Annotated in this window: 18 protein-coding genes; 12 read left to right on the forward strand and 6 right to left on the reverse strand. The window is 65.6% G+C overall.

Annotated elements, in window-relative coordinates:
* The first annotated feature begins 435 nt into the window (after positions 1-435).
* The 7 genes from IEY49_RS04095 to IEY49_RS04125 all read left to right on the forward strand — a co-directional run bounded on the left by IEY49_RS04095 (position 436) and on the right by IEY49_RS04125 (position 8,544).
* Entirely contained in the window at positions 436-780 is a 345-nt protein-coding gene (locus IEY49_RS04095) for a hypothetical protein (RefSeq protein WP_189004845.1), read from the forward strand.
* Between the two features lie 81 nt (positions 781-861).
* Positions 862-2,055: a glycosyltransferase family protein gene (locus IEY49_RS04100; protein ID WP_229780620.1), complete on the forward strand. Its 1,194-nt coding sequence runs from the start codon at positions 862-864 to the stop codon at positions 2,053-2,055.
* Positions 2,052-3,281, forward strand: a complete 1,230-nt coding sequence (locus tag IEY49_RS04105) for a glycosyltransferase (RefSeq protein WP_189004849.1) — start codon at positions 2,052-2,054, stop codon at positions 3,279-3,281. Before IEY49_RS04100 ends, IEY49_RS04105 begins: the two co-directional genes overlap by 4 nt.
* Positions 3,281-4,450, forward strand: a complete 1,170-nt coding sequence (locus IEY49_RS04110) for a glycosyltransferase family 4 protein (protein ID WP_189004851.1) — start codon at positions 3,281-3,283, stop codon at positions 4,448-4,450. Before IEY49_RS04105 ends, IEY49_RS04110 begins: the two co-directional genes overlap by 1 nt.
* Positions 4,450-6,294 carry an ABC transporter ATP-binding protein gene (locus IEY49_RS04115; protein WP_189004852.1) on the forward strand — a complete coding sequence of 615 codons (1,845 nt, stop codon included), beginning with the start codon at positions 4,450-4,452 and terminating at the stop codon, positions 6,292-6,294. The genes IEY49_RS04110 and IEY49_RS04115 overlap by 1 nt, the downstream gene beginning before the upstream one ends.
* Positions 6,278-7,561, forward strand: coding sequence for a phosphotransferase family protein (locus IEY49_RS04120; protein WP_189004853.1), 1,284 nt, complete (start codon positions 6,278-6,280; stop codon positions 7,559-7,561). The genes IEY49_RS04115 and IEY49_RS04120 overlap by 17 nt, the downstream gene beginning before the upstream one ends.
* Before the next feature lie 14 nt (positions 7,562-7,575).
* The gene (locus tag IEY49_RS04125) at positions 7,576-8,544 is read left to right on the forward strand and encodes a phosphotransferase (RefSeq protein WP_189004854.1); all 969 of its coding nucleotides are present in this window, start codon (positions 7,576-7,578) and stop codon (positions 8,542-8,544) included.
* 381 nt (positions 8,545-8,925) lie between these two features.
* Here IEY49_RS04125 and IEY49_RS04130 read toward each other — a convergent pair whose 3' ends face one another.
* The 6 genes from IEY49_RS04130 to IEY49_RS04155 all read right to left on the reverse strand — a co-directional run bounded on the left by IEY49_RS04130 (position 8,926) and on the right by IEY49_RS04155 (position 17,038).
* The gene (locus IEY49_RS04130) at positions 8,926-11,112 is read right to left on the reverse strand and encodes a sugar nucleotide-binding protein (protein ID WP_189004855.1); all 2,187 of its coding nucleotides are present in this window, start codon (positions 11,110-11,112) and stop codon (positions 8,926-8,928) included.
* A gap of 647 nt (positions 11,113-11,759) precedes the next feature.
* On the reverse strand, positions 11,760-12,188 hold the full coding sequence (locus IEY49_RS04135) for a Fur family transcriptional regulator (protein WP_189004856.1): 429 nt from the start codon (positions 12,186-12,188) through the stop codon (positions 11,760-11,762).
* Between the two features lie 143 nt (positions 12,189-12,331).
* Positions 12,332-13,954: a catalase gene (locus IEY49_RS04140; protein WP_229780621.1), complete on the reverse strand. Its 1,623-nt coding sequence runs from the start codon at positions 13,952-13,954 to the stop codon at positions 12,332-12,334.
* A 221-nt stretch (positions 13,955-14,175) separates the two neighbouring features.
* Positions 14,176-15,090 carry an N-acetylmuramic acid 6-phosphate etherase gene (gene murQ, locus IEY49_RS04145; protein ID WP_189004857.1) on the reverse strand — a complete coding sequence of 305 codons (915 nt, stop codon included), beginning with the start codon at positions 15,088-15,090 and terminating at the stop codon, positions 14,176-14,178.
* Positions 15,091-15,095: 5 nt separating this feature from the next.
* Positions 15,096-16,271, reverse strand: a complete 1,176-nt coding sequence (locus tag IEY49_RS04150) for an anhydro-N-acetylmuramic acid kinase (protein ID WP_189004858.1) — start codon at positions 16,269-16,271, stop codon at positions 15,096-15,098.
* Positions 16,268-17,038, reverse strand: a complete 771-nt coding sequence (locus IEY49_RS04155) for a GntR family transcriptional regulator (protein ID WP_189004860.1) — start codon at positions 17,036-17,038, stop codon at positions 16,268-16,270. The genes IEY49_RS04150 and IEY49_RS04155 overlap by 4 nt, the downstream gene beginning before the upstream one ends.
* 124 nt (positions 17,039-17,162) lie before the next feature.
* Here IEY49_RS04155 and IEY49_RS04160 point away from each other — a divergent pair, with 124 nt between their 5' ends.
* From IEY49_RS04160 to IEY49_RS04180, 5 genes are all read left to right on the forward strand, one after another.
* Positions 17,163-18,917: an ABC transporter substrate-binding protein gene (locus IEY49_RS04160; protein WP_189004861.1), complete on the forward strand. Its 1,755-nt coding sequence runs from the start codon at positions 17,163-17,165 to the stop codon at positions 18,915-18,917.
* Positions 18,918-19,040: 123 nt separating this feature from the next.
* Entirely contained in the window at positions 19,041-20,012 is a 972-nt protein-coding gene (locus tag IEY49_RS04165; protein ID WP_189004863.1) for an ABC transporter permease, read from the forward strand.
* A 103-nt stretch (positions 20,013-20,115) separates the two neighbouring features.
* On the forward strand, positions 20,116-21,240 hold the full coding sequence (locus IEY49_RS04170; protein ID WP_189004865.1) for an ABC transporter permease: 1,125 nt from the start codon (positions 20,116-20,118) through the stop codon (positions 21,238-21,240).
* Between the two features lie 66 nt (positions 21,241-21,306).
* Positions 21,307-22,872, forward strand: coding sequence for a glycoside hydrolase family 10-like protein (locus IEY49_RS04175; protein WP_189004867.1), 1,566 nt, complete (start codon positions 21,307-21,309; stop codon positions 22,870-22,872).
* Positions 22,873-23,019: 147 nt separating this feature from the next.
* Positions 23,020-23,907: an N-acetylglucosamine kinase gene (locus tag IEY49_RS04180; RefSeq protein WP_189004869.1), complete on the forward strand. Its 888-nt coding sequence runs from the start codon at positions 23,020-23,022 to the stop codon at positions 23,905-23,907.
* Positions 23,908-23,925 lie beyond the last annotated feature (18 nt).

Here is a 23,925-nt window from a genome sequence, read left to right on the forward strand (position 1 = left end):
ATTTTTGCGCCCGCACCTTGGTGGCATTGAAGGAGAAGCTGACTGGTGCGTGGCAACGTGTTCGGTATGTTGACCTCCCGCAACACCTTATGGATGCAAATCTAGCCGTGATCAATAAGCTTATAAAAGCTCTCCGGTCAAAGAATCAAAGTGAAATTTTGAATATGAAACACTCGGGTTGTCTCTTTTAGTCTGATCTCAAAATAAAACTGTTAATTTTTATACACAATTTTGGATCTATAGATTAGCTTCATGAAAGCAAACTTTTATGGCTCTCACAAAATCATTCAATGGTGAATTATATAGTCATCGCTATCATCTCAAAGCGGCGGCTACTGTGCCGGAGAAATTACTTTTACTGCATATTCCAATTCCTTCTTGGGGAAGGGGCAGGGAGGCAGGTGAACTGATTTGAATAGACATGAGGAGCGATTAATGCAACCCCCGACTCTCCTTCCCTTTCAGCAGATGAATGTCGTCAACGGGGCCAGGTACAGGGGATTGACCACAGCGCTTGCGCTTTCAGGTCATGACGGGACCTGTGTAGAAACGGACCGGAACAAGCTGGCAGCACTTCAGAAGTGTCTGGACGGCCGGAACACCCTGGAGCAGCACATCATGCTGCGCCGCAGCTACGAGTACCTGGGCGTCGGAAGAGGCGACTCCACTGCACAAGACTCTGCCGTACTCGTCGGTGCCAGACGCGTCCGTTCCCTGCCGACTGACCCCATTCCGACATCTGCGCCTGCAGCCGGGCCGGCGCACCGCCTACAGCCCTGACATCAGCAAAGGACTCCCATGCCGCACCGCGCATTTCGCCCCTCCAAAGCCACACCGAGAGCCGTGGTCATCGATCGCCCCATGACCCGCACTCCCCTGCGGGTCGCGCTGTACTCGCACGACACCATGGGGCTGGGTCACACCCGGCGCAACCTGCTGATCGCCCAGGCTCTTACGGCGGCCAATCCGGAGCTAAGCGCGCTGATGATCACCGGCGCCCGCACGTCATCGGCGTTCTCCTATCCGCCGGGCGTCGACTGCCTGACCCTCCCGGCCCTGCACAAGGAGGCGACCGGCGCCTACCGTTCGCGGTCACTGCACCTATCACTGGGGGCCATGGCCCGGCTGCGCTCGGCAACCATGATGGCGGCGCTTGAGGCTTTCAGCCCCAACGTCCTGATTGTCGACAATGTGCCGCTGGGCGCGGTGCAGGAGCTCAAGGAGGTGCTGCGGTTTCTGCGGACGGGAGGGCAGACGCGCTGTGTGCTTGGACTGCGGGATGTCCTGGACGAGCCTTCAGCGGTGCGCGAGGAATGGCAACGGCTGGACAACGAAGGGGCGATCCGGCGCTGGTACGACGAGGTCTGGGTCTACGGCGATCCCGGGGTGTACGACCTGGCCCGGGAGTACCAGCTGTCGCCGGATATCGCCGCCCGGGTACGCTACACCGGGTACCTGGACCGCGAGTCGCACCAGCGTCACACCGAGGCCGAAGAGATTCTGGCCCGGCTGGAGCTTCCAGCCGGGCCGGTGGTGGTGTGCTTGGCGGGAGGCGGTCAGGATGGAGCCGAACTGATCCGCGCCTTCGGGGGGACCCCTTTTCCGCCTGGGACGACCGGCGTGATCCTGACGGGCCCTTACTTCCCGGAAAGCGACCGGGCAGAGCTGGAGCGCACTGCTGGGCGCCGCACGGACATGAGGACACTGAGCTTCCTGCCGGAAACCGCGCCGCTGCTGGAGCGGGCCGACCAGATCGTGGCGATGGGTGGGTACAACACTGTGATGGAAGTGCTGTCCTACCGCAAGCGGGCGCTGATCGTTCCGCGGGTAAGCCCCCGGGCCGAGCAGCTGGTCCGGGCCCAGAAGCTCGCTGAACTGGGCCACATTGACGTGCTGCATCCCGACCAGCTGACTCCAGAGGCGCTGGCCATGTGGCTGGAGAACCAGTCAGCGTCCACACCTTCCCTGCTTCAGCTGGATATGCGCGGCCTCGAGCGCCTGCCTGCCATGCTTGCCGAGCTGGCCGCCTCGGCACCGGTCGCGGAGGTGATATGAGCAGTCCGGCGCCAGCCCTGGGGCGCGTCGGGTACGTCACCAAGATGTACCCGCGCTATTCTGAGACATTCATCGTCCACGAGATTCTGGCCCACGAGGCAGCCGGCCTTCCGCTGGACATCTTTTCCCTGCGGACGCCCAGCGACCCGTACTTTCAGGACATCGTCGCGCGGGTCCGCTCGCCAGTGACCCAGATTCCCAGCCACAGCCCCAGCACGCAGACCTTCTGGACCACCCTGTCCCAGGCAGGTTCGGTGCTGCCTGACCTGTGGCCGCAGCTGCATCTCGCCTCGCAGGAGGGCACAGGCGCCCTGGACATCTATCAGGCGGTCCTGGTGGCCGTGGCGGCCCGCCAGCGCAGCATCACCCATCTGCACGCCCACTTCGCCAGCGTCGGCACCAGCATCGCGCGGCTGGCCGCGAGGTTCGCGGGGCTGACCTACAGCTTTACCGCCCATGCCAAGGACATCTACCACGACAGCGTCAAGACTGCCGACCTGCTGCGCAAGATTCGCGATGCCCATCAGGTGATCACGGTCAGCGATTACAACCTGCGGCACCTGCGTGAGCTGGCGGGACCCGACGCCGGGCATATTCAGAGGGTGTACAACGGTCTGGATCACCAGCGACTGACCTATCAGGCGCCCGAAACCCGCTCCCCACTGATTCTGGGGGTCGGCCGACTGGTGGAGAAGAAGGGCTTCACTGACCTGATCGACGCCTGCGCCCTGCTGGCGCGCCGTGGAGTGCCCTTCGAGTGCCGCATCGTGGGCCGGGGTGAACTTGAACCGGTGCTGCGCGCCCAGATCGCGGCACTCGGGCTGGGGGACCAGGTTCACCTGCTGGGCGCGCTGCCCCAGGCGGAGGTGCTGCGGCTGATCGCCCAGGCCGCCGCATTTGCCCTTCCGTGCGTGGTGGGCGCCGACGGCAACCGTGACGGCCTGCCCACAGTGCTGCTGGAAGCCATGGCACTGGGCACGCCCTGCATCAGCACCCCGGTCACAGGAATTCCCGAGGTGGTGCGCGACCGTGACACCGGGCTCCTGGTGCCAGAGCACTGTCCTGAAGCGCTGTCCCAGGCCCTCCAGGAGCTGCTGCGCGATGCCTCACTGCGGGTAAGGCTGGCCGGACAGGCCCGCGCCCTGGTCTCCGATGAGTTCGATATCCACCGCAACGCAGCCCGGATCCGCCAGGCCTTTCAGCCAGCCGCCGCAGGAGTGCTGTGATGCGCGTCGCCTATGTCTGTGCCGACCCCGGTGTGCCCACCTTTGGGATGAAGGGCTCAAGCATTCACGTTCAGGAGGTGCTGCGAGCCCTGCTCCGGACCGGTACCGAGGTCACGCTGTTCGCCCCGCGGACCGGCGGGAGTGCGCCCCAGGATCTGTCGTCCGTTCAGGTTCACGCCCTGCCCCGTGCCTCTAAAGATGACCCGGCAGACCGCGAGCAGGCGCAGCTGGCGGCCAACGACGCCACCCTGGCAGCCCTTCAGGAGCAGGGTCCATTCGATCTGGTGTACGAGCGGTACTCCCTGTGGAGCCACGCCGGCATGACTTACGCCCGCGGCGAGGGCATCCCGGGTGTTCTGGAGGTGAATGCTCCGCTGGTCGAGGAACAGGCCCAGCACCGCGGGCTGATCGACCGCACGGCCGCGGAGGACGTGGCCCGGCGCGCGTTTGGCGCCTCGTCCCTGCTGGTGGCCGTGTCCAGGGAGGTCGGTGCCTATCTGCAGGCGATGCCTGAGGCTACCGGCCGGGTCCAGGTCATTCCGAACGGAGTCAATCCTGGCCGCTTCCCGGAGGACCTCCTGCCGGACCTGCCGGCGCCGGGCATTTTCACGGTGGGTTTTGTCGGCACACTCAAACCCTGGCACGGTTTGCCCACCCTGCTTGAAGCCTTCGAGGAGCTGCGCCGCGAGGTGCCCCGCAGCCGGCTGCTGATCGTGGGTGACGGGCCGGAACGCGAGACCCTGACCACGCAGTTGCAGGACCGTGGTCTGGATGAAGATGTCATTTTCACGGGGGCCGTGCCGTCCGAGCGTATTCCGGGGCTGCTCGCTTCCATGGACGTGGCGGCCGCGCCCTACGGCAATCTGGAAGGGTTCTATTTCTCTCCGCTCAAGGTCTACGAGTACATGGCGGCCGCGCTGCCGGTGGTGGCTGGCGACATCGGGCAGCTGCAGGACCTCATCGAGCACGGGCAGAGCGGGCTGCTGTACCCGCCGGGAGAGGTCGCGTCCCTGTCGGCCGCCCTGCGGAGGCTGCATGACGACCCGGCCCTGCGCCGGCGCCTGGGCCAGGCTGCTCGGCAGGCGGTTCTGGCTCACCACACCTGGGATGGACGTGTCAGGGAGATCCTGAGCCTCGCTGGCGTCTCCCCTCCCCAGAGGTCCGCATAATGGGCAGCGGGCCCACAGGACAGCTCCGGCAGGCGCTACCCAGTCTGCTGCGGATCACCCGCAGGTTCTGGCCCTATATCCGCAAGGAGCGGGGGCTCGCAGGGGGGGCGCTGGGCGCCATGCTGCTGGGTGTGTTCATTCGGCTGCTCGAGCCGTGGCCGCTGAAGGTGCTGGTGGACTCGGTGCTGATCCGTCCGCCCCAGCCGGTGACGGTGCCGGGCTTCGGAACGCTGTCCACTTCGGCCGTTATTGCAGCGGTCGCGGTGTCGGTCGTGATCATCGTCGGTCTGCGGGCCCTGACCGCCTACGCCAGCACGGTGGGTTTCGCGGTCGTGGCCAACCGGGTCCTCACGGCCATCCGCACCGACCTTTACGCGCATCTGCAGCGTCTGTCGCTGTCGTTTCATTCGACGGCGCGCAGCGGGGAGCTGACCAGCCGGGTCATCGGGGACGTTGGCATGCTGCGCGACGTGGTGGTCACGGCCGCGCTGCCGATGCTGGGAAGTGTCCTGATCCTGGTGGGCATGATCGCGGTGCTGTTCGTCATGCGCTGGGAACTGGCCCTGCTGGCGCTGGTGCCGCTGCCGATTCTGCTGATCCGCTCGTCGCAGCTGTCCAACCGCATCCGGGAAGTAAGCCGCAAGCAGCGCAAACGCGAAGGGGCTATGGCGTCCACCGTCACCGAGACCATGAGTGCTATCAAGGTCGTCCAGGCCCTGTCGCTGGAGGCCGCTTTCCTGCGAGCCTTCGGTCAGCAGAACAGCAAGAACCTGAAGGAAAGCGCCAAATCCGCCCGGCTCTCGGCGGGTCTGGAGCGCAGTGTGGACGTGCTGATTGCGGTCTCGACCGCCCTGGTGATGTGGTTCGGTGCCCGGCTGGTGCTGCGCCAGGAACTGTCGCCCGGCGACCTGCTGGTGTTTCTCACCTACCTGAAAAACGCCTTCAAACCGGTGCAGGACTTCGCCAAGTACACCGGGCGTCTGGCGAAGGCCTCGGCAGCTGGGGAACGGATTCTGGAGGTGCTCGACCGGGTGCCGGACGTGCGCGACCTGCCGGACGCGGTCCCGGCTCCCGTCTTCCGCGGACACGTGCGCTTCGAGAACGTCCACTTCGGCTATGACCGCAAGCGGCCCTTCCTGAGGGGCCTGCACCTCGAGATTCAGCCCGGTCAGCAGGTGGCCGTGGTCGGCATGAGCGGTGCGGGCAAGTCCACCATTCTGGCGTTGCTGCTGCGCCTCTACGACCCGACCTCGGGCCGGGTGACCATCGACGGACACGACCTGCCGGAATACACCCTCGAAAGCCTGCGTTCGCAGATCAGCGTGGTGCTGCAGGAAAACCTGCTGTTTGCCGCCAGCCTGCACGACAACATCGCCTACGCCCGCCCGGACGCGACCCGCCAGGAAGTCCGCGAGGCCGCGCAGCTGGCCAATGCCGACGAGTTCATCATGGCGCTGCCGGACGGCTATGACACGGTGGTCGGTGAGCGCGGCCAGACCCTGTCCGGCGGGCAGCGTCAGCGGATCGCGGTGGCCCGGGCCGCCCTGCGCCGCACGCCGCTGCTGATTCTGGACGAACCCACCAACGGCCTGGACCGCGAGAACGAGCAGCTGGTGATGCAGGCCCTGAGCGAGCTGACCCGGGGTCGCACCTCGATTTTTGTCACCCATAACCTCCAGCACGCCTCCCAGGCCGACCTGATCGTGTACCTGGAAGAGGGCCGGGTCCTGGAACGCGGCAGCCACAGCGAGCTGCTGGCCCTCGGTGGACGGTACGCCGCGTTGTACCGCAGTCAGAGTGAAGCCATCGCCTGGGAAGACGAGTCACATGCTGTTCCCCGCTGACCTGGGCCTCACCCGCCGCGAATCCCACCTTCCGGCGCTGGCCGTCGCCCTGGACCCGGAAGCATTGCTAACGAGACTCAGGCAGGCCATGCCGGATCTGAACGCCACGGACGTGCAGCTGGCTTATGTGCGTTATAAGCCGGGGACGAGCTGCCTGGTTGGCGGGCACCTCCACGCAGCCGGTGAGGTGACGCCCTTTCATGTCACGGCCTTCCGACCAGGCAGCCTGAAGGTGGCGGCACAGGAGAAGGTTCGAGCCGCCACAGGACAGGCTCCCCTGGTGCTGGACGGCGGCCTGCTGGTGTACACGCCGTTCCCCTTTGACCGGAAGCTCAGGACCCTGCCGCTGCTGGCCGACCCCCGGACACGTCGGCGGCTGCTGGCCCGGGTGCTGCCGGACCTGCCGCACCTGCACGGGGCCGAGGTCTCGATGCTCCGCTACAAGCCTGAAAGGCGCTTTGTAGCCGGGCTGAATGTGGACGGCCAGCCTGCAGCGCTGCTCAAGCACTACGAAGCCCGCGCCTACGAACCGGCCCGGGACGCTGCGGGCCGCTTTTCGTCGCGCGGAGCGTTGCGTGTTCCAACCCTGCTGGGCAGATCCACGAGCCGGCGGGTGCTGGTCACCGAATGGCTGCCCGGACGCGACCTGCGCCGCGCCCTGCCGGACCCGGACCTGGATCTGGCGGCGGTGCAGGAGCTGGGGCGCGCCCTTGCGAAGCTACATTCCAGAAATCCCCGGCGGCTGTCCGGCCTACGCGAGACGACAGGAGACCAGCCCCTGAAAGCTGCCGCTGCGGCTGTCACGGCAGTGCTTCCGTCTCTGTCTTTGCAGGCCAGACGACTGTCGCGTCAGCTGACCCGTGCTCTCGCTCAGGTCGATACGCCCCGCACGGCCATCCACGGCGACTTCTCGGCCGAACAGGTTCTGGTCGGCCAGCATGGGGTCGCTCTCGTCGACTTCGACGCGGCCGCGTGCGGCGATCCGGACAGCGATCTGGGTTCGTTCATCGCCCGGCTGCACTGGGATGTACTGGAGGTTACCCTGACCAGTGCCCGCGCCGGTGCGGTGCGCGACGCCCTACTGGGCGGGTACGGCGCCGCCCGCCCCAGCTGGACGCCTGGCCAGCTGCCGGTCCATGTCGCCGCTCACCTGCTGCGTCTGGCGCCGCTGCCTTTCCGCCAGCGCCTGCCGGACTGGCCGGAAAGGACCGGGGCTCTCCTGGAGCTGGCCAGCGAACTTCTGGCACAGCGGAAAGGCGCCTTGTGACACTTGACCCAGCCATGCCATACCTCGCCGCCGCCCTGGACCCGCAGCTGGCGGGACAGCAGTTGCGGTCCACTGCGGAACCGACTCTGGCGTCATGTGATGTGCGGCAGGTTCGCCTCCTGCGTCACAAGGTCGGGCGCCGTGCCCTGGTCGAGTACACGCTTGAGGTCCGGCCCGAGGGCCAGCCCCCCAGCCCTCTGACGGTGCTGGGCAAGATCCGGGCCAGGAACCTGGACCGGGCGAGCTATGGGCTGCAGCGCTCCCTGTTTCGCGGTGGATTCTCTGGAGAAGCAACAGACGGCATCGGCGTGCCTGAGCCGCTGGGCGTCATACCAGCCTGGAACATGTGGCTGCAACGACAGGTTCCTGGGAAGATGGTGGGCTCCCTGCTGACCGGGCCACAGGGAGAAGTGCTGGCCGGTCGTGTGGTGGACACGGCACACAAGCTGCATCGGTCCGCAGCTTCACCCACCCGTCAGCACCTCATGGCAGACGAACTGCGCATCCTGCACGAACGCCTGGGAGTGCTTGGGAACAGCCACCCGGACTGGCAGTCCCGCCTGACGCGCCTGCTGGAGGCGTGCGACCAGCTGGCCGCCCGGGTTCCCGCGCCGGTCCTCCGGCCGATTCACCGGGATTTCTACCAGGACCAGCTGATCGTGGATGGAGAGCGTCTGTGGCTGCTGGACCTGGATCTGTGCTGCTGGGGCGACCCGGCCCTGGACATCGGAAATTTCTGCGGCCATGTCACGGAACTGGCGCTCCGTACGCTGGGTAGCTCTGATCGCCTCGCCCCTGTCGAGGAGGCCCTTCAGCGCCGGTTTGCTCGGTACCATGGGGAAGCCAGCCGCGTCGCCGTGCAGGCTTACGCTGCCCTGACTTTGGTTCGCCACATTTCGATCAGTGCGCGTATGGAGGAACGGCAACCCTTCGTCGGCGCCCTGCTGGAATTGAGCGAGAAACAGGTAGGGTGCCTGCTCTGACTCCCAGAGCCGTGTCGCCGCAGGGCTCTCCTGGTTTCCGTTCGGCTGTTTCCGGCAGTCAGCCGGACTGCTCGCTCAGGCACTACGGTTTTTCTGACCTCTGACTAGCGTTTGAGGATGCGGCAGTCGGCGGCCTGTATCGTGGCTATACAGCGCCGTCACGACCATCTTGCCCGTCATTCAGGCGCCCAGGGAGATGCTCCACCACGAGCTGATGCGACCAGACAGGGTCATAAAAGTCGGAACCGGTATATCGCCAGGCACCATACGCGGCGAGCGCATATGAAGTGCCCGGGCGAGCTGCCAGGAAGGATGCCAGCCGCCCCACGAACCCCTGAGGCCCGGCAACGGCCGCAGCCACTCCTGACCAGCTGACCGTCCTTAACGACGTCCGGCGCGGACCCAACCGTCGAGGTAGCGATCCAGCGCGTGGTCCAGGCTGGGGAGCAGCTGCGCCCGGTCGCTGCGCAGCGCACTGTAGCGGGGCCGCGGGGCGACCCAGCCCAGTTCGCGGGCCGATGCCGTCCGGATGCGGTGATCCGGCAGCCCGCCGGCATGTGCAAGGCGGCCAACCATCTCGGCCCAGGTGCTCTCGCCGGTGTTCACCAGGTGCCAGACGCCCGATTCACCATCGATCAGCAGGTCCAGACTGGTGTGCACCAGATCCGGAAGGTAGGTCGGCGAGAAGCGGTGGTCCTGGTCTACCAGGACCATCTCCCCGGTTTGCAGGGTTCTGAGGGCCTCGGCAAGCAGCCCCCGGCCGGTGCCGGATCCGAACACGGCAGAGCTGCGAACGATCAGGGCGGCGGGATGGTTGGCCAGCACCTGTCGCTCGGCCTCAAGCTTGGCGCGGCCGTAGGCATTGACCGGCGAGGCCAGGTCGAGCTCGTGGTAAGGCGCCTCACCCTCGCCCCCGAAAACCTGGTCCGAGGAAAAGGTCAGCAGCTGCACGCCACGCATCTCGCACGCCTGTGCCAGCAGAGCCGCACCCACGGTGTGGGTCAGCCAGAACTCCTGATGCTCACGTTCCGCCTGGTCGATCTTCCCGTAGCCCAGCGTGTTGATCACTGCCCAGGGCCGCTCAACATCCAGCAGGGCGCCCAGGGCTTGCTGGCTGGTGAGGTTGACCTCTGCCGGGCTCAGCAGGCGGTGCTCGAGCCCGCGGTCGTCACACAGCCTAGCCACCACCTGCCCCAGCCGGCCCGTGCCCAGCACCAGCAGGGGCCGCACCGGTCCGCGCGCCGCAGGGACCGGGCCAGGAGTCCCAACCGGGGGATAGAAGAACCGGTCGGGCCGACGCCAGAATCCCGGCGACGCCAGACTCGGATGTTCGGGAGGCACGCCCTGCGCGCGGGCCCGGAGCACCCGCGCAAGGGCAGTCGGGCGGGGAACCGGCGAGCGCACGTCAAAGGCCCCGGGCTCGTAGTAGCCCCTGAACTCGGTGTGCAGGATGTTCCAGTCGTAGCTGCCCAGCGCCGCCCAGGATGTCACGGCGCGCATATCGACTCCTTCGGCCTTGACCTCTTCGGCCGCCTCCCAGATTTCCTCGAACCAGCGCAGCTGTTCTTCGCGGCTGCTGCCCAGGTGGGCTTCGGTCACGGCGATCGGCAATCCGTAACGTTCCCAGGTTTCGCGCAACAGCTGCTTGATGCCTGAATGGTTGTGATAGACCCGCACGGCCTCGATGTCCGCGTGCGTCGCGTTGCAGTGATGATCCAGGTACCGCTCACGGCGCTCGTCCAGGAAACGCTCACTGGTCAGGTAGTAGTCCACGCCGATCACGTCGGGCGGGCATGGGTTCTCGCGGAACCAGAGCAGTTCCTCAGGCGTGGCGCCCGACCGGATCAGGTAGTCCCACAGTGGATGGGTTTCACCCAGCAGACCGCACAGCAGGTCATAGGCCAGCCAGCGGCGCTCGTTCTGGAAATCGGCCTGATGCTGCATGACGGGAGTGGCGTGTGCCTTGGCCAGATCCTCGGTCTGGATCAGCTGCGCCCCCGGCTGCACCTCACGGATCGCCCGCATGGCCAGCACGGTACCGCGGCACTCATTAAGCAGCATCCGGACAAAGGCCTCGTCGGTGGCGTGATGGGGGTACCAGATGCCGTACAGACCACTGAAGCGTGCTGTAGTCAGCGGCTCGTTGACGGGAGTGTAGGTGCGCAGCCAGGGATACCGCCGTGCTACCTCACCCGCGTAAGCGGCGAGCTTTTCGGGAAACTCGGGGTCAAGCAGGCTGGTGTAGCGGGGACCGCTGCCGTGGTGCAGCAGGGTCGCGATGGGCTGCATCTCCAGTTCACGCAGCCGCTGGAGCCGGGCATCGGTCCAGGACCAGTCGAACTGTTCGAGCGATTCGGGCGCCACCTGTTCCCAGAGCACTGGATACCGGATGCATTTGGCACCCAGGGTGGACAACAGGTTCAGGTCGTCAAGGCGCTCATGGTGTCCACAGACTTCCAACTGATTGAGGTAGTTCTCACGTACCCGGTTAAAGGTGCACTCAATCCCGATCCAGAGTTCAAGGCGCTGCGTGGCGTTCCGGCGCTCTGGCGGGAGACCACCGTTCATAGGACCTCCTGATACTGAGCGGGAAGTCGCAATGCGGGGTCATAGGGTAAAAACGTCAGAGGCATGCTGGATTCTGCCCCGTACGCTGCGCCACAGCGTCCTGGAATTCTAAAGATCACTTTTAGCCTTTCTCGGTTCCCCCTACGGATTGGTGAAGATTTTCTGGAGACGGGCAGACAAATGGACCTGTGTCTGAGCGCAAAAGATGCTAGGGCCATGAACCGGCGATGAGCCCAAGTGAGAACTGCGAGAATCGATTTTCACCCGGTAGATGAGGGTCAAACACAGTTGCTTCCGGACGGCGAGGTCAGGTAATTCCCCCGGTCTCTCAAGTCATGTAGCCGGGCGACCAGGTTCATGGCGATTCACATACCAGTGCGAATATCACTTCCCCGTGCATTCCGTACGTCGGGTAAATTTGGCACCCGGGCGCCGGCTGTCCTCTGCGAAGGGCTCCAGTCAGCAGCACTCGAAATGAGCATTGTCGCGCAGAGCACCTGCCAGCGATTTTTCGTGTCTGGCCATCGCCATTGCCGTCCCGGGCTTAAACCTGCCCGGTAACGGGCGGCGTGATCAGTTCACCCCCGCTCCGAAAAAGGTTCGCAGGACCACCACGGATCCCGAGGGCGCAACTGGCCCGGCGAGGTCTACGCCCGCGCCTGACACTCCGGACACAGGCCGTGAAAATCCACCCGGGTCTGCATGATCAGCCAGCCGTGTCCCTGAGCCGGGGGGCGCAGATCGGGCAGTTCGACGTGAATGTCTGTCAGCCGGCCACACCGCACGCACACCATATGGGAGTGCGGCTCCATGTTGGTATCGTACCGTACCTCTCCCTCCTGACCGATCATTTCCTTGACCAGCCCGTGTTCGCTGAAGGTCCGCAGGTTCTGGTAGAGCGTGGCGATGCTTATCGGCTGCCCCTGTGCCCGCAGGTGCCCGAAGATTTCCTCGGGCGTGAAATGGCCCCGCGTGCCGGCAAAGAACTCCAGCAGGCGCAGACGCGGTTGGGTCGCCCGCAGACCGTGGTCTTCGAGCAGATGCTGCAGCATGGCCGAGGAAGCAGGTGTGGTCATGGGTGGCAAGGAAGGTGCCGGGCTGCCGGCACCTCGACGGTTTCAGCATAGCGGCCAGGAGCCTTTGCTCGGACTCCCCTGATGGGGGAGGCACACCATCGGCCCATGCCCATGGCGTGTCCCTCAGCCGTGCCGGCCCGCTCTCAGTAGGGCTGCGCCTCGTGACTGTTTTCCTCTGCCTGCCTGACAGCCTGCTGCTGATCCTCTTCGGTGCTCTGACCTGCCTGGGCCAGTCCCTCGGCAACCCGGCGGCCGTAATCGGTGTCGCACTGCGTCAGCAGGTCAACCATCTTGGTCTGAATGACCGGGGCCGCGTCCTTGAGGTTGTCCACCAGATTGGCGATCAGATCGTCGCGTTCCCAGTCCTCGAAGTTGCGGTACTGCTCGCCGGCCTGGGCAAAATTGTTGGTCCGCTCGATGCTCTGTCGCACCAGGGGCCCTTCGACCCAGGGTGTGTGGTCGGGGTAGGTCCGGGGCGCCTCGGTCAGACCCCGCAGATTGGACGGCTCGTAGTTGACGTGGGCATTCTGACCTGGGGCCGAGTCGACCATGTAGACCATCTGCCCGTCGCGCTGATTGGTGGCCACGTGCTTTTTCGGCGCGTTGATGGGCAGTTGCAGGTAGTTGGGGCCCACACGGTAGCGCTGCGTGTCGGAGTACGAGAAGGTGCGGCCCTGAAGCATCTTGTCGTCACTGAAGTCCAGACCGTCAACCAGCACGCCAGTGCCGAAGGCGGCCTGCTCTACCTCCGCGAAGTAGTTCTGGGGGTTGCGATTCAGGGTCATGCGGCCCACCGGCAGCCATGGAAACTGCTCGCGGGACCAGATCTTCGTATCGTCCAGTGGATCGAAATCGAGTTCCGGGTGATCGCCGTCACTCATGATCTGTACGCACAGTTCCCACTGCGGAAACTCGCCCCGCTCGATGGCGTCGTACAGGTCCTGGGTAGCATGGTTGAAATTCTTGCTCTGGACCTTCTCGGCCTCGGGCTGGGTCAGGTTGCGGATGCCCTGCAGCGGCTCCCAGTGGTACTTGACCAGCACGCCCTCGCCGCGCTCGTTGACCCACTTGTAGGTGTTGACTCCCGAGCCCTGCATCTGCCGGTAGTTGGCGGGAATGCCCCACGGCGAGAACAGCAGGGTGATCATGTGCATGGCTTCGGGCGTATTGCTGATGAAATCGAAGATCCGCTCGCCGCTCTGGCGGTTGGTCACCGGGTCGGGCTTGAAGGCGTGGACCAGGTCGGGGAACTTCATGGCGTCGCGGATGAAGAACACCTTGAGGTTGTTGCCGACCAGATCCCAGTTACCGTCCTCGGTATAGAACTTGACGGCAAAGCCGCGTGGATCACGCAGCGTCTCGGGCGAGTGCCCGCCGTGAATCACGCTCGAAAACCGCACGAACACCGGGGTCTGCTTGCCTTTTTCCTGAAATAACTTGGCGCGGGTGTAACGTCTGACCGGCTCATCGCCCACCGTGCCGTACGCCTCGAAGACCCCGTGCGCTCCGGCGCCGCGGGCATGCACCACACGCTCGGGAATACGCTCACGGTCAAAGTGGCTGATCTTTTCCAGAAAGTGGTAGTTCTCGAGGGTGGTGGGCCCACGGCTGCCGATGGTCCGCAGGTTCTGGTTGTTGGTGACTGGGTGTCCCTGCCGGGTGGTCAGCGTCTGGCTCTGCTCGCCCTCGGTGCGGCGGGGATCACTGGAACTGCCGGGATTCTGAACGGCGGTTCCAGTGTTGTCCTGCGGATTGTGGTCGGTCATGGGTCTCCTTGATCGGCGGAAGAGGGGGCAGAAAACAGGCCTGTCTGGGTGGGGTAATCGTGACTTGAGAATCATAGTGAGTATGAATTGTGAAGTCCAGATCAGAAATGAGGCGTGCCGGACTTCACCGCACCCGGATACCAGTCAGAGGCGGCAGTGTCCTGCGCCTGTACTCACCCCATAACCCCGATTCCCCATATGGCCTGATTCCCTGTATGGGCTCAGCAGTCTTCCAGCGTGATACGCGCATGTCCCCCGGTCAGCGCCAGCCGGCGCTCGGCCTCGGCAGAACCGACGCTCAGTTTCAACATGACGATCGCGGTCTTGACCTTGCCACCGGCCCCGTTCAGGGCCCTAAGGGCGCTGGACTCGTCAGCACCGGTGGCGTGCATGACCAGCCGCAGTGCACGCGCCTCGAGCTTGGTGTTGGTGGCCCGCAGATCCACCATTAGATTGCCGTAGACCTTCCCGAGCCGCACCATCAGCGCACTCGAAATAATATTCAGGGCGATTTTCTGCGCCGTTCCCGCCTTGAGGCGGGTGCTGCCGCTGATGACCTCGGGACCGGTGTCGAGCAGCACCGGACAGTCCACGGCGGCCAGCAGCGGTGTTCCCGGATTGTTCGAAAGCCCGACCGTGAGTGCGCCGGCCGCCCGGGCCTGGGCCACCGCGCCGAGCACATATGGCGTGGTGCCGCTGGCCGCCACGGCAATCAGCACGTCACCGGGTCCCACCAGGGCGCCGCGCACGTCGGTCCGTCCGGTGTCCTGATCGTCCTCGGCACCCTCCACCGCCTCCCGGATGGCCCGGTCCCCGCCGGCAATCAGGGCAACCGCCCGCTCCGGAGGCCAGGAGAAGGTCGGAGTCAGTTCGGTGGCGTCCAGCACGCCCAGCCGGCCGCTGGTTCCGGCGCCGGCATAGATCAGCCGGCCGCCCCGCTCCAGGCGCGGCAGGGCCGCCTCGACGGCCGCACTCAGTGCTGGCACCGCCGCGTCTACGGCACTCAGCGCCTGCTGCTGGTCGTCGGCAAAGGTCCGGACCAGGGCCAGCGACGAAAGCAGATCCAGATGGGTATGCCGGGGGTCAAAGCCCTCGGTGCGCCGGGGGTCGTCGGTCAGGCGGGATTCGGTGGTCATGCTGGTCACTCCGGAAAAGGTGGGGGAAGAAGATGTTTGCCGCCGGACACGGCATGCCGCGCGCCGGTGGTGTGGGGCAGGGTGTTGGACCAGCCCTGGGCCCGCGCGTAGCCCAGAAAGGCGAAGGCGGCCGCTTCCCGGGTGGTGTCGGTCAGCCCCTGCGCGGTCCAGCCAAGGTCCTCGAAGGTCCACAGCGGCACCGGCAGCCGCGCGGCGAGTTCGTGCATCAGCACCGGGTTGCGTGCTCCACCCCCGGCCACCACGATCTCATCCAGGCCCAGCGGGACCACCCAGCGTCCGTAGGCGTCAGCGATGGTCTGCGCCGTGAATGCGGTGGCGGTGGCGGCCAGATCGGGAATGTTCAGGCTGCTCCTGCCCAGCCGGTCCAGGTTCCAGGTTTCCCGCCCGGTGGCCTTGGGTGGAGGCGCGGCAAGCTCGGGCTGCTTCAGCCAGCGTTCCAGAGTGCTCTGGTCCACCTGCCCGGCCGCAGCCAGGGCGCCGCCCAGGTCACAGGCCTGCCCTGCCAGCGCGGCGGCCTCGTCAATCAGGCAGTTGGCCGGGCCGGTATCGAAGGCCAGCACCCCGGCCGGGTCCGTTCCGGGAAGAAAGGTCAGGTTGCTTATGCCGCCCAGGTTGTGCACCGCCCGGTTCACGCCCACCTCGCTCAGCAGCGCCCAGTCGGCGAAGGGGACCAGCGGGGCGCCCTGCCCCCCCGCAGCCAGGTCCGCCACACGGAAGTCCGCCACGACCGGCTTTCCGGTCCGCTCGGCAATCAGTGCAGCTTCTCCGAGTTGCAGGGTGGCTGGGCGTGCCCACCCCCGCCCGAGATCCACGCGCGGCTGATGCTGCACCGTCTGCCCGTGGCTGGCAATCAGGTCCGCGTCGGCGGCCAGGGGTGCGGCGCCCTGGGCCAGAAGTTCGCCCAGCCACCAGTGCAGGCTGGTCAGTTCGGCAGTGTCCGCTTCAGAGCGCATGGCCCGCAAAACCGCGGTACGCAGCTCCGGCGGGTAGGGCGTGAAGTGATGGCCCACCACCCGCCCCCGTGGAGTGCCGGAAGGCAGTGTAGGAAACCGTCCGCCCGTCCCCAGCGGCGGCCAGCCGGGCAGTTCCAGCAGGGCAGCGTCGATGCCGTCGGCACTGGTGCCGCTCATCAGTCCCAGGACGCGGGCGGGGCGGCTCATGGACCGTCTCCCTGCAACTCCATCACGAAGTCATAGCGGTCCCCCCGGTAGTGGGCGCGGGCGTACTCGACGGGCCGGCCTTCACGGGTCCAGGAGACCCGTTCGGTGGCCAGTACGGCGCCGCCCGGAGGAATGCCCAGCAGCGTGGCCAGATCCTCCTGGGCATTGATGGCCCGCAGGTGCCGGATGGCGCGGTGAGGCTGCAGGTCACGGGCGGCCAGCAGGGCGTAGAGGCTGGCATCGGTCACGTCCTGCGCCGTGAGTGGATCAACCAGGGCAGCGGGCAGGGTGCTTTCCTCCACCGCCAGCGGCTCGCCACTCGACGTGCGCAGCCGCCGCACGCGCAGAACCGTGTCGGAAGGCGAAAGCGCCAGACTCATCGCCTCCTGTGGGGTAGGGCGTCCACGTTCAAAGTTCAGGACCCTTGCGCCAGGCTTCTGCCCGCGCGAACGGACATCGTCGGAAAAGGAACTCAGCAGCCCCAGCGGACGGACCGCCGGTGCCTCCGGTGGCGGAGAGACAAAGGTTCCGCTGCCGTGGCGCCGGGTCAGCAGGCCCTGCTCGGCCAGCTGAGCCAGCGCCTGACGCACCGTAACGCGCGAAACCCCCAGTCGGCTGGCCAGTTCACGCTCGGACGGCAGGGCGCTGCCGCCCTCCAACTGGCCGTCCTGAATGCGCCGCGCGATGCCGGACGCGACCTGAAGGTAAACAGGGGTCGCGCTGGCTGCATCCAGTGGGAGAGCCCACCCGTGGGGACGAAGGGACATTGGACCGACCATACCACTTCCGAACCACTTTGTCACAGGCTTGCAAGTGGCACCAAAGTGGTATTAGTCTGGAAGGGCGCACGCCACAACCTGACCCGTCCCTACCCCCTACCGGAGGTTTCCTATGCTGAAACGAAGCACCCTCGCCCTGCTCTCCCTGACGCTGCTTGGCGGCGCCCTGGCCGCCCCCAAGAAAGTCGCTGGTTACAACGCCCTGGGCATTGTCAACGGCAAGACCGGCGGCTCCTATACCCTGACCCTGGGGGACAGCCCCCAGAGCCTGTTCTATTACGGCGTGATCGACAACAACCTGGGCCTGATCTCGCAGCAGATGTTCGACGGCCTGGTGGAGTTCAACCTGGCCACCTACAAGATCGAGCCGGCACTGGCCGAAAGCTGGGACATCAGCCCCGACGGCAGGACCTACACCTTCAAGCTGCGCCAGGGCGTCAAGTGGAGTGACGGCCAGGCCTTCGACGCCGACGATGTGGTCTTTACCTACAAGAACATCATCATGAACCCCGAAGCCCGTGCGGGCGACGTCGGGAACTTCAAGCTGGGCGGTAAGGACGTGACCATCAGCAAGGTCGATGCCAACACCGTACGCTTCACCCTTCCCCAGGCCGCTCCCGCCTTCCTGCTGCAGCAGCGGTACTTCATCATGCCCAAGCACAAACTGCTGAAATTCAGCCAGGAAGGCGGCGCCAAGGCAGCGGACATCAACAGCGCCTGGCCGACCAACGTCAACGAATCGGAAGTGGTAGGCACCGGACCCTTCAAGCTTGCCAACTACACCGCCGGTCAGAAGGTGACCCTGACCCGTAATCCCAACTACTGGAAGGTGGACGCTGCGGGCAAGAAGCTGCCGTACCTCGACCGCCTGGAATTCCTGATCATCCGTGACCCGCAGGCCCAGGTGGCGCAGTTCCTGGCCGGCAACGTGGACCAGCTGAACATCAGCGGCGCTCAATTCCCGGATCTGAAGCAGAAGGAGGTGGCCGGCGCCCCGTTCAAGGTCATGCGCTCCACCGCCCTGTTCGGCAGCCCACCCTTCGTGGCCTACAACTTCGACGCCAAGGACCCGGCCCTGGCCAAGGTCTTCAGCGACGTGCGCTTCCGCCGCGCCATGCAGGGAGCTGTCAACCGTGAGCGCATTATCGACACGGTCTACAATGGTCTGGCGAGCCTGCCCGGACACGGCGTGGCCCCGGTCAACAAGGCCTTCTACACCAACACCACCAAGCAGCTGGGCAGCTTCAATCTCTCGGCCGTGAACGAGGCCCTCGACGCCATGGGATTGAACCGCAAGAACGCCGCCGGCATCCGCCTGCTGCCGAACGGCAAACCGCTGGAGTTCGACCTGACCTACGGCACCGACAGCAGCGTCTACCCGCCGATCGCCACCATCCTGCAAAGCGACTTCGCCAAGGTGGGCGTCAAGGTCAACCTCAAGGGCATCCTGAGCAGCAAGCTGTTCTCCACCGGCCTGAGCGGCGACTGGGAGATGATTCTGCACGCCTTCGGTGATCAGCCGGATCCCGAGTTGCGCCGCCCCATCTGGCAGCCCGGTGGCAGCCTGTACTACTGGCACCGCAGCACCCAGCCAGCCAAGGACGGCGACCCGGCCATCGTCTCGCGCATGGCCAAGTGGGAGCGCGACATCTACAACATCTTCAACGAAGCGGCCACCACCACCAGTGCCGCCCGGCGCAAGGCGCTGTACACCCGCTGGCAGCTGCTGTTCGCGCAGAACCTGCCGGTCACGCCCATTGCCAAGCCCGAGAACATCGGGGCCGTCAGCAACAAGTACGGCAACTACGTGTACAACCTCGGCGTGATTCCCGGCTACAACCCGGTTCCGCTGGTCTACCAGAAGTAAGCCGCCCGCTGGTGGCGCGCGGTTTCCCGGCCCCCGTGCCGGAGCAGCGCGCCACCAGCGTCCATTTGAGGCAGGAGAGAACGTGAGCCGAGCAAGTTCCTATCCCCGCCGGGTGCTGCCAGAATGCTGACCTACGCGCTGCGCCGCATTCTGGGCATGATTCCCACGCTGCTGCTGATCAGCGTGGTGTGCTTCACCGTGATCCAGCTGCAACCCGGCAGCTTTATCGACCAGTACCTCGACGATCCGCGCGTAACCAAGGAGACGGTGGCCAGCATCACCCGTCAGCTGGGTCTGGATCAGCCGCTGTGGATCCAGTACCTCACCTGGATCAAGGGCATCGTCACCGAGGGCGACTTCGGGTACTCGTTCGTCAACGGCCGGCCGGTCAGCAGCCTGATCTGGGAGCGGCTGGGCTGGACCGTGTTCCTGGCCCTGCTCACCCTGGTGGTCAGCTGGGTGATTGCCGTGCCCCTGGGCATCTACACCGCCATCAACCGCTACGGCCCCGGTGCCACCATCATGAACTTCCTGGGGTATATCAGCCTCGCCATACCGGATTTTCTGGTAGCGCTGCTTCTGATTGCACTGGTGCTCAATGCGGGCGGCACCAACGTGGGGGGGTTGTTCAGCCCCGACTACATCGACGCGCCGTGGTCCTGGGCCCGGGTGCGCGACCTGCTAGGCCACCTCTGGATTCCGATGATCGCCATTGGTCTTGAGGGTGTGGCCGCCCTGATGCGCCAGATGCGCGCCAGCATGCTGGACGTGATCAACCAGGACTACGTCCGCACGGCGCGCAGCAAGGGCGTGACGCCGCAGCGGGTGCTGTGGCGTCACGCGGTTCGTAACGCGGTCAACCCTCTGATCAGTCTGGCGGGTCTGAGCCTGCCCAGCCTGATTTCCGGGACCATCATCGCCAGCATCGTGCTGAACCTGCCGACCATCGGCCCCTTTCTGTACGACAGCCTGCTGAACAAGGACCAGTACGTCGCCATGACCCTGCTGCTGTTCAGCGCGCTGCTGCTCCTGATCGGCAACCTTCTCGCGGACCTCGCGCTGGCGTGGGCCGACCCCCGGATCAGGTACGAATGAAGACCTCAGTCACTTCCATGAGCACCGCCAGCAGGGGCAACGCCCTTCCGGTCAGATCCGAAATGATCCCTGCGCCGTGCCCGGCCTTTCTCAGGGGGCAGCCATGACGGTGGTCGCCAACGCTCCTGCCAGCCAACCTGTGCGCGCCCGTCAGACGCCGCTCGCGCTGGCCCTGCGCCGCTTCCGGCGCAACCGGGTCGGGGTCCTGAGTTTCTGGGTGCTGGCCGCGATGTACCTGATCGCGCTGCTGGCGGGGTTCCTCGCGCCGTACTCGATCACGGTGCAGCACGAGGAATATCCGTACCAGCGTCCGCAGGCCATCCACGTGATGCATGAGGGCAAGCTGATGCGGCCCTTCGTGTACGGCTTCAAGAAGACCCGGGACCCGGTAACGTTCCTCTCCACCTTTGCCGAGGACAAGAGCCGGCCCCTTCCCATCCTGTTCTTCGTGCGCGGCGAGGACCCGGCCGAGTTCCGCTACAGCCTGCTGGGCGTCTTCAAAAGCCAGTGGCACCTGTTCGGGGTCAAGGACGGCTACTTCTTCGCGCTGGGCACCGACAAGTTCGGACGGGACCTGCTCTCGCGCATGCTGGTGGGCTCGCAGGTCAGCCTGACAGTCGGCGTGATCGGTATTCTGATCAGCTTCACCATCGGTATCGTGCTGGGGGGCATCAGTGGGTTTTTCGGTGGCTGGATCGACGACGTGATCCAGCGCATCATCGAAGTGCTGCTGTCCTTTCCGCGGCTGCCGATTCTGCTGGCGCTGTCCACCATCATTCCGGCGAAGTGGCCGAGCACCTGGGTCTATCTGGGAATCATCGCCGTGCTGTCGCTGATCGGCTGGGCCGGGCTGGCCCGGGTGATCCGCGGGCAGGTCATCAGTGCCCGCAATATTGATTACGTCCAGGCCGCCCGGGCCATCGGCGCCAGCGACCTGCGGGTAATCCTGCGCCACATCATGCCCAACCTCAGCAGTTTCCTGATCGTGACCGCCACCCTGGCCCTGCCGGGTTACATCCTGGGCGAAAGTGCGCTGAGCTTTCTGGGTCTGGGCATCAAGGAGCCCATGACCAGCTGGGGCCTGCTGCTCAAGGACGCCCAGAACTTCGAGACCCTCAACCTCTATCCCTGGCTGCTGCTCCCGGGCCTGATGATCGTGATCTCGGTGCTGGCCTTCAATTTCATGGGTGACGCCCTGCGGGACGCCGCCGATACCCAAAGCCGCTGAACATGCCGCCCCCGGTCCGCCGCCTGGCCCTTCGACCTCTCACGCTGTCTGAAAGGAGCACGACCCATGACTCACAAGCTCACTGCTGCCCTGCTGACTTCCCTGCTGCTCGCTGCCTGTGGCACCACTCCCCAGTCCTCTGACGCCTCTGTCGTCAATCCCCAGGGCGTCAAGACCCCCGGCCCGCACGACAGCCCGCGGGGCCAGGGCCAGCAGGAGTTGCGAGGCCTGTGGGTCGACGCATTTGGCCCCGGCATGAAGACTGCTGCGGAAATTGATGCGCTGGTGGCCACAGCCCGGGCCATGAACGTCAGCGTGCTGTTCGCGCAGGTCGGTCGCCGGGGTGACTGCTACTGCAACAACGCCGCCATGCCCCGCACCAACGATCCGGCCGTGCCCGCCGGATTCGACCCCCTGGCCGACCTGATCACCAAGGCCCACGCCCAGGGCATTCAGGTGCATGCCTGGATCATCACCACGGCCATCTGGAACAGCCTGACGCCCCCCTCCGACCCCACGCATGCTTTCAATGCCCATGGTCTGAAAGCAACAGGCCGCGACTTCTGGCTGACGGTCAAGAACGACGGGACCACACGCGGCGGCAATGACTGGCTGCTGGACCCCGGGCACCCGGACGCAGCCGAGTACATCCGCAACATGTATGTTTCTGTGGCGAAGAATTACGATGTGGACGGCATTCAGTTCGACCGCGTGCGTTACACCGACTTCAACCCCGTGGGCGGTCCCAGCAACTGGGGCTACAACCCTACCGCGCTCGAGCGCTACCGGGCCGAAACCGGCGCCACCGGTACGCCGCTGCCGGGTGATCCGCAGTGGAGCGCATGGCGCATGCAGCAGGTGACCAATCTGGTGCGCGAGACCGCTCTGGCGGTGAAGGCCGTCAAGCCTGACGTCAGTGTGAATGCCGCGACCATCACGTACGGTGCCGGGCCAGCCAACGAGACCGAATGGCTGCGCTCCAGGCCCTATAACGAGGTGCTGCAGGACTGGGTGACCTGGGTCAGGGAAGGCTACCTGGACGTGAACGTCATGATGAATTACAAGCGTGACTTCGTTCCGGTCCAGGCGCTCTGGTTCGACCAGTGGAACCAGTTCGCATCCTCTCTGCAGGCCGTTGCGCCTGACGTTCATCAGGTCAGTGGCACTGCCATCTACCTGAACGATCAGGTCAGCAGTGTCAACCAGATCTGGAAGACCCGTCAGGCGGGTCTCAGCGGCTGGGCTGGATACTCGTACCGCACGCCTGACAAAGACGTGAATGCGGGCACCCGCACCAAGGAGCAGGTGCTGCCGGAACTGGCTGCGCGCCTGGCTGGCGAAGGCGGGCCCTTCGAGCGCGAAGTGCGCTGGGACCGCCCCAACCCCGCCAAGCTGCGCGCGGTGAGCGGGCAGATCACTGCGGCCAGCGGACCGCTGGGCAGCCGTGTCGTGCGTCTGCTTGACGGCAGCGGTCAGGAGGTTGCGCGGACCCAGACCGACGGCCAGGGCCGTTACGGCTTCATGCGCCTTCCGCATGGCCCCGTGCAGGTCGAAGTGGGCGGCGTCACGAGTGAGAAGTTCACCCCCTTGCCCAGGCAGGTCACCATGCTCTCCCCCATCGCGCTGCCCTGAACCCGCTGTTGATCAAGATGAAGCGTGCCCCCGCGGCACGCTTCACCTTTGCCGGAGCGCTCCTTTCGGGGCTGACTCCCGACAGGTCCACACGGAATCCACGGTCCCGGGGGTTAGACTCGGCACGATGATCACGCAGGTTCTCGCATGACCCGCTCACCGCTGCTGCTGGGCCTGGACGCCGGGGGCACTGCAACCGGCTGGGCGCTGGTCCGCGACTCCCAGCTGGTGGCAACCGGAACTGCACCAGCCTTTACCGCACTGTTGCTCGGCACTCCAGCCGGCGCACAGAGCCTGGCGGCGCTCGCTGCGGCCCTGCCGGGGCACCCAGACGCAGTGCAGGCCGGGGTTCCCGGAATCACGGTGGGCACCGACGCGGCACGGCATCTCCAGGCGGCCCTGGCCGAAACACTCAGGGTGCCTGCCGGACAGGTGGACGTAGAAGGAGATCTGGACCTGGCCTACCGGGCTCACCTGGGACCGGGAGCCGGCATCCTGCTCTATGCGGGTACCGGCAGCATCGCGTATCACGTGACCGCCCGGGGCGAGGTGGTCCGGGCGGGGGGACGGGGGTACCGCCTGGGAGACGACGGTGGGGGCTTCAGTCTGGGCCGCGCCGCCCTGCGGCACCTGACCACGCAGCTGGACCTGGGACAGGTTCCCGATTCCCGGCTGGCCCACGAGGTGGCCGCCATTACCGGCGGCCTGGACTGGGAAACCCTGAGAGGGTTCGCCTACGGATCGCAGGGTGCCGCCGCGTTGGCCCGCCTGGCTCCTGCAGTGGGACGCGCGGCGGACGCCGGCGATCCGGACGCCATGCTCATGCTGGAATCTGCGGCGGTGGCCCTGGCCGAACTGGTCAGCCGGGTCCGGGCCCAGACCGGCACATTGCCAGTCACTGCTACAGGCGGGGCCCTGCGCATCAGCCCCCTGTTCCCGTCGGCACTGAGCCGCGCCCTCCCGGGGGTCAGCGTGCAGCAGCGCAACCATGCCGAGGCAGCGGCGCGCTACGCCGCCCGGCTGTATGCGGACTGAGCCGTCAGGGCAGTAGAA

The sequence above is a fragment of the Deinococcus malanensis genome (assembly GCF_014647655.1).
GTDB lineage: Bacteria > Deinococcota > Deinococci > Deinococcales > Deinococcaceae > Deinococcus > Deinococcus malanensis.

Excerpts from the sequence above, each read along its gene's own strand:
- IEY49_RS04095 (WP_189004845.1), top strand. The coding sequence starts at position 436 with ATGCAACCCCCGACTCTCCTTCCCTTTCAGCAGATGAATGTCGTCAAC.
- IEY49_RS04100 (WP_229780620.1), top strand. The coding sequence starts at position 862 with ATGACCCGCACTCCCCTGCGGGTCGCGCTGTACTCGCACGACACCATG.
- IEY49_RS04105 (WP_189004849.1), top strand. The coding sequence starts at position 2,052 with ATGAGCAGTCCGGCGCCAGCCCTGGGGCGCGTCGGGTACGTCACCAAG.
- IEY49_RS04110 (WP_189004851.1), top strand. The coding sequence starts at position 3,281 with ATGCGCGTCGCCTATGTCTGTGCCGACCCCGGTGTGCCCACCTTTGGG.
- IEY49_RS04115 (WP_189004852.1), top strand. The coding sequence starts at position 4,450 with ATGGGCAGCGGGCCCACAGGACAGCTCCGGCAGGCGCTACCCAGTCTG.
- IEY49_RS04120 (WP_189004853.1), top strand. The coding sequence starts at position 6,278 with ATGCTGTTCCCCGCTGACCTGGGCCTCACCCGCCGCGAATCCCACCTT.
- IEY49_RS04125 (WP_189004854.1), top strand. The coding sequence starts at position 7,576 with ATGCCATACCTCGCCGCCGCCCTGGACCCGCAGCTGGCGGGACAGCAG.
- IEY49_RS04130 (WP_189004855.1), bottom strand. The coding sequence starts at position 11,112 with ATGAACGGTGGTCTCCCGCCAGAGCGCCGGAACGCCACGCAGCGCCTT.
- IEY49_RS04135 (WP_189004856.1), bottom strand. The coding sequence starts at position 12,188 with ATGACCACACCTGCTTCCTCGGCCATGCTGCAGCATCTGCTCGAAGAC.
- IEY49_RS04140 (WP_229780621.1), bottom strand. The coding sequence starts at position 13,954 with ATGACCGACCACAATCCGCAGGACAACACTGGAACCGCCGTTCAGAAT.
- murQ (WP_189004857.1), bottom strand. The coding sequence starts at position 15,090 with ATGACCACCGAATCCCGCCTGACCGACGACCCCCGGCGCACCGAGGGC.
- IEY49_RS04150 (WP_189004858.1), bottom strand. The coding sequence starts at position 16,271 with ATGAGCCGCCCCGCCCGCGTCCTGGGACTGATGAGCGGCACCAGTGCC.
- IEY49_RS04155 (WP_189004860.1), bottom strand. The coding sequence starts at position 17,038 with ATGTCCCTTCGTCCCCACGGGTGGGCTCTCCCACTGGATGCAGCCAGC.
- IEY49_RS04160 (WP_189004861.1), top strand. The coding sequence starts at position 17,163 with ATGCTGAAACGAAGCACCCTCGCCCTGCTCTCCCTGACGCTGCTTGGC.
- IEY49_RS04165 (WP_189004863.1), top strand. The coding sequence starts at position 19,041 with ATGCTGACCTACGCGCTGCGCCGCATTCTGGGCATGATTCCCACGCTG.
- IEY49_RS04170 (WP_189004865.1), top strand. The coding sequence starts at position 20,116 with ATGACGGTGGTCGCCAACGCTCCTGCCAGCCAACCTGTGCGCGCCCGT.
- IEY49_RS04175 (WP_189004867.1), top strand. The coding sequence starts at position 21,307 with ATGACTCACAAGCTCACTGCTGCCCTGCTGACTTCCCTGCTGCTCGCT.
- IEY49_RS04180 (WP_189004869.1), top strand. The coding sequence starts at position 23,020 with ATGACCCGCTCACCGCTGCTGCTGGGCCTGGACGCCGGGGGCACTGCA.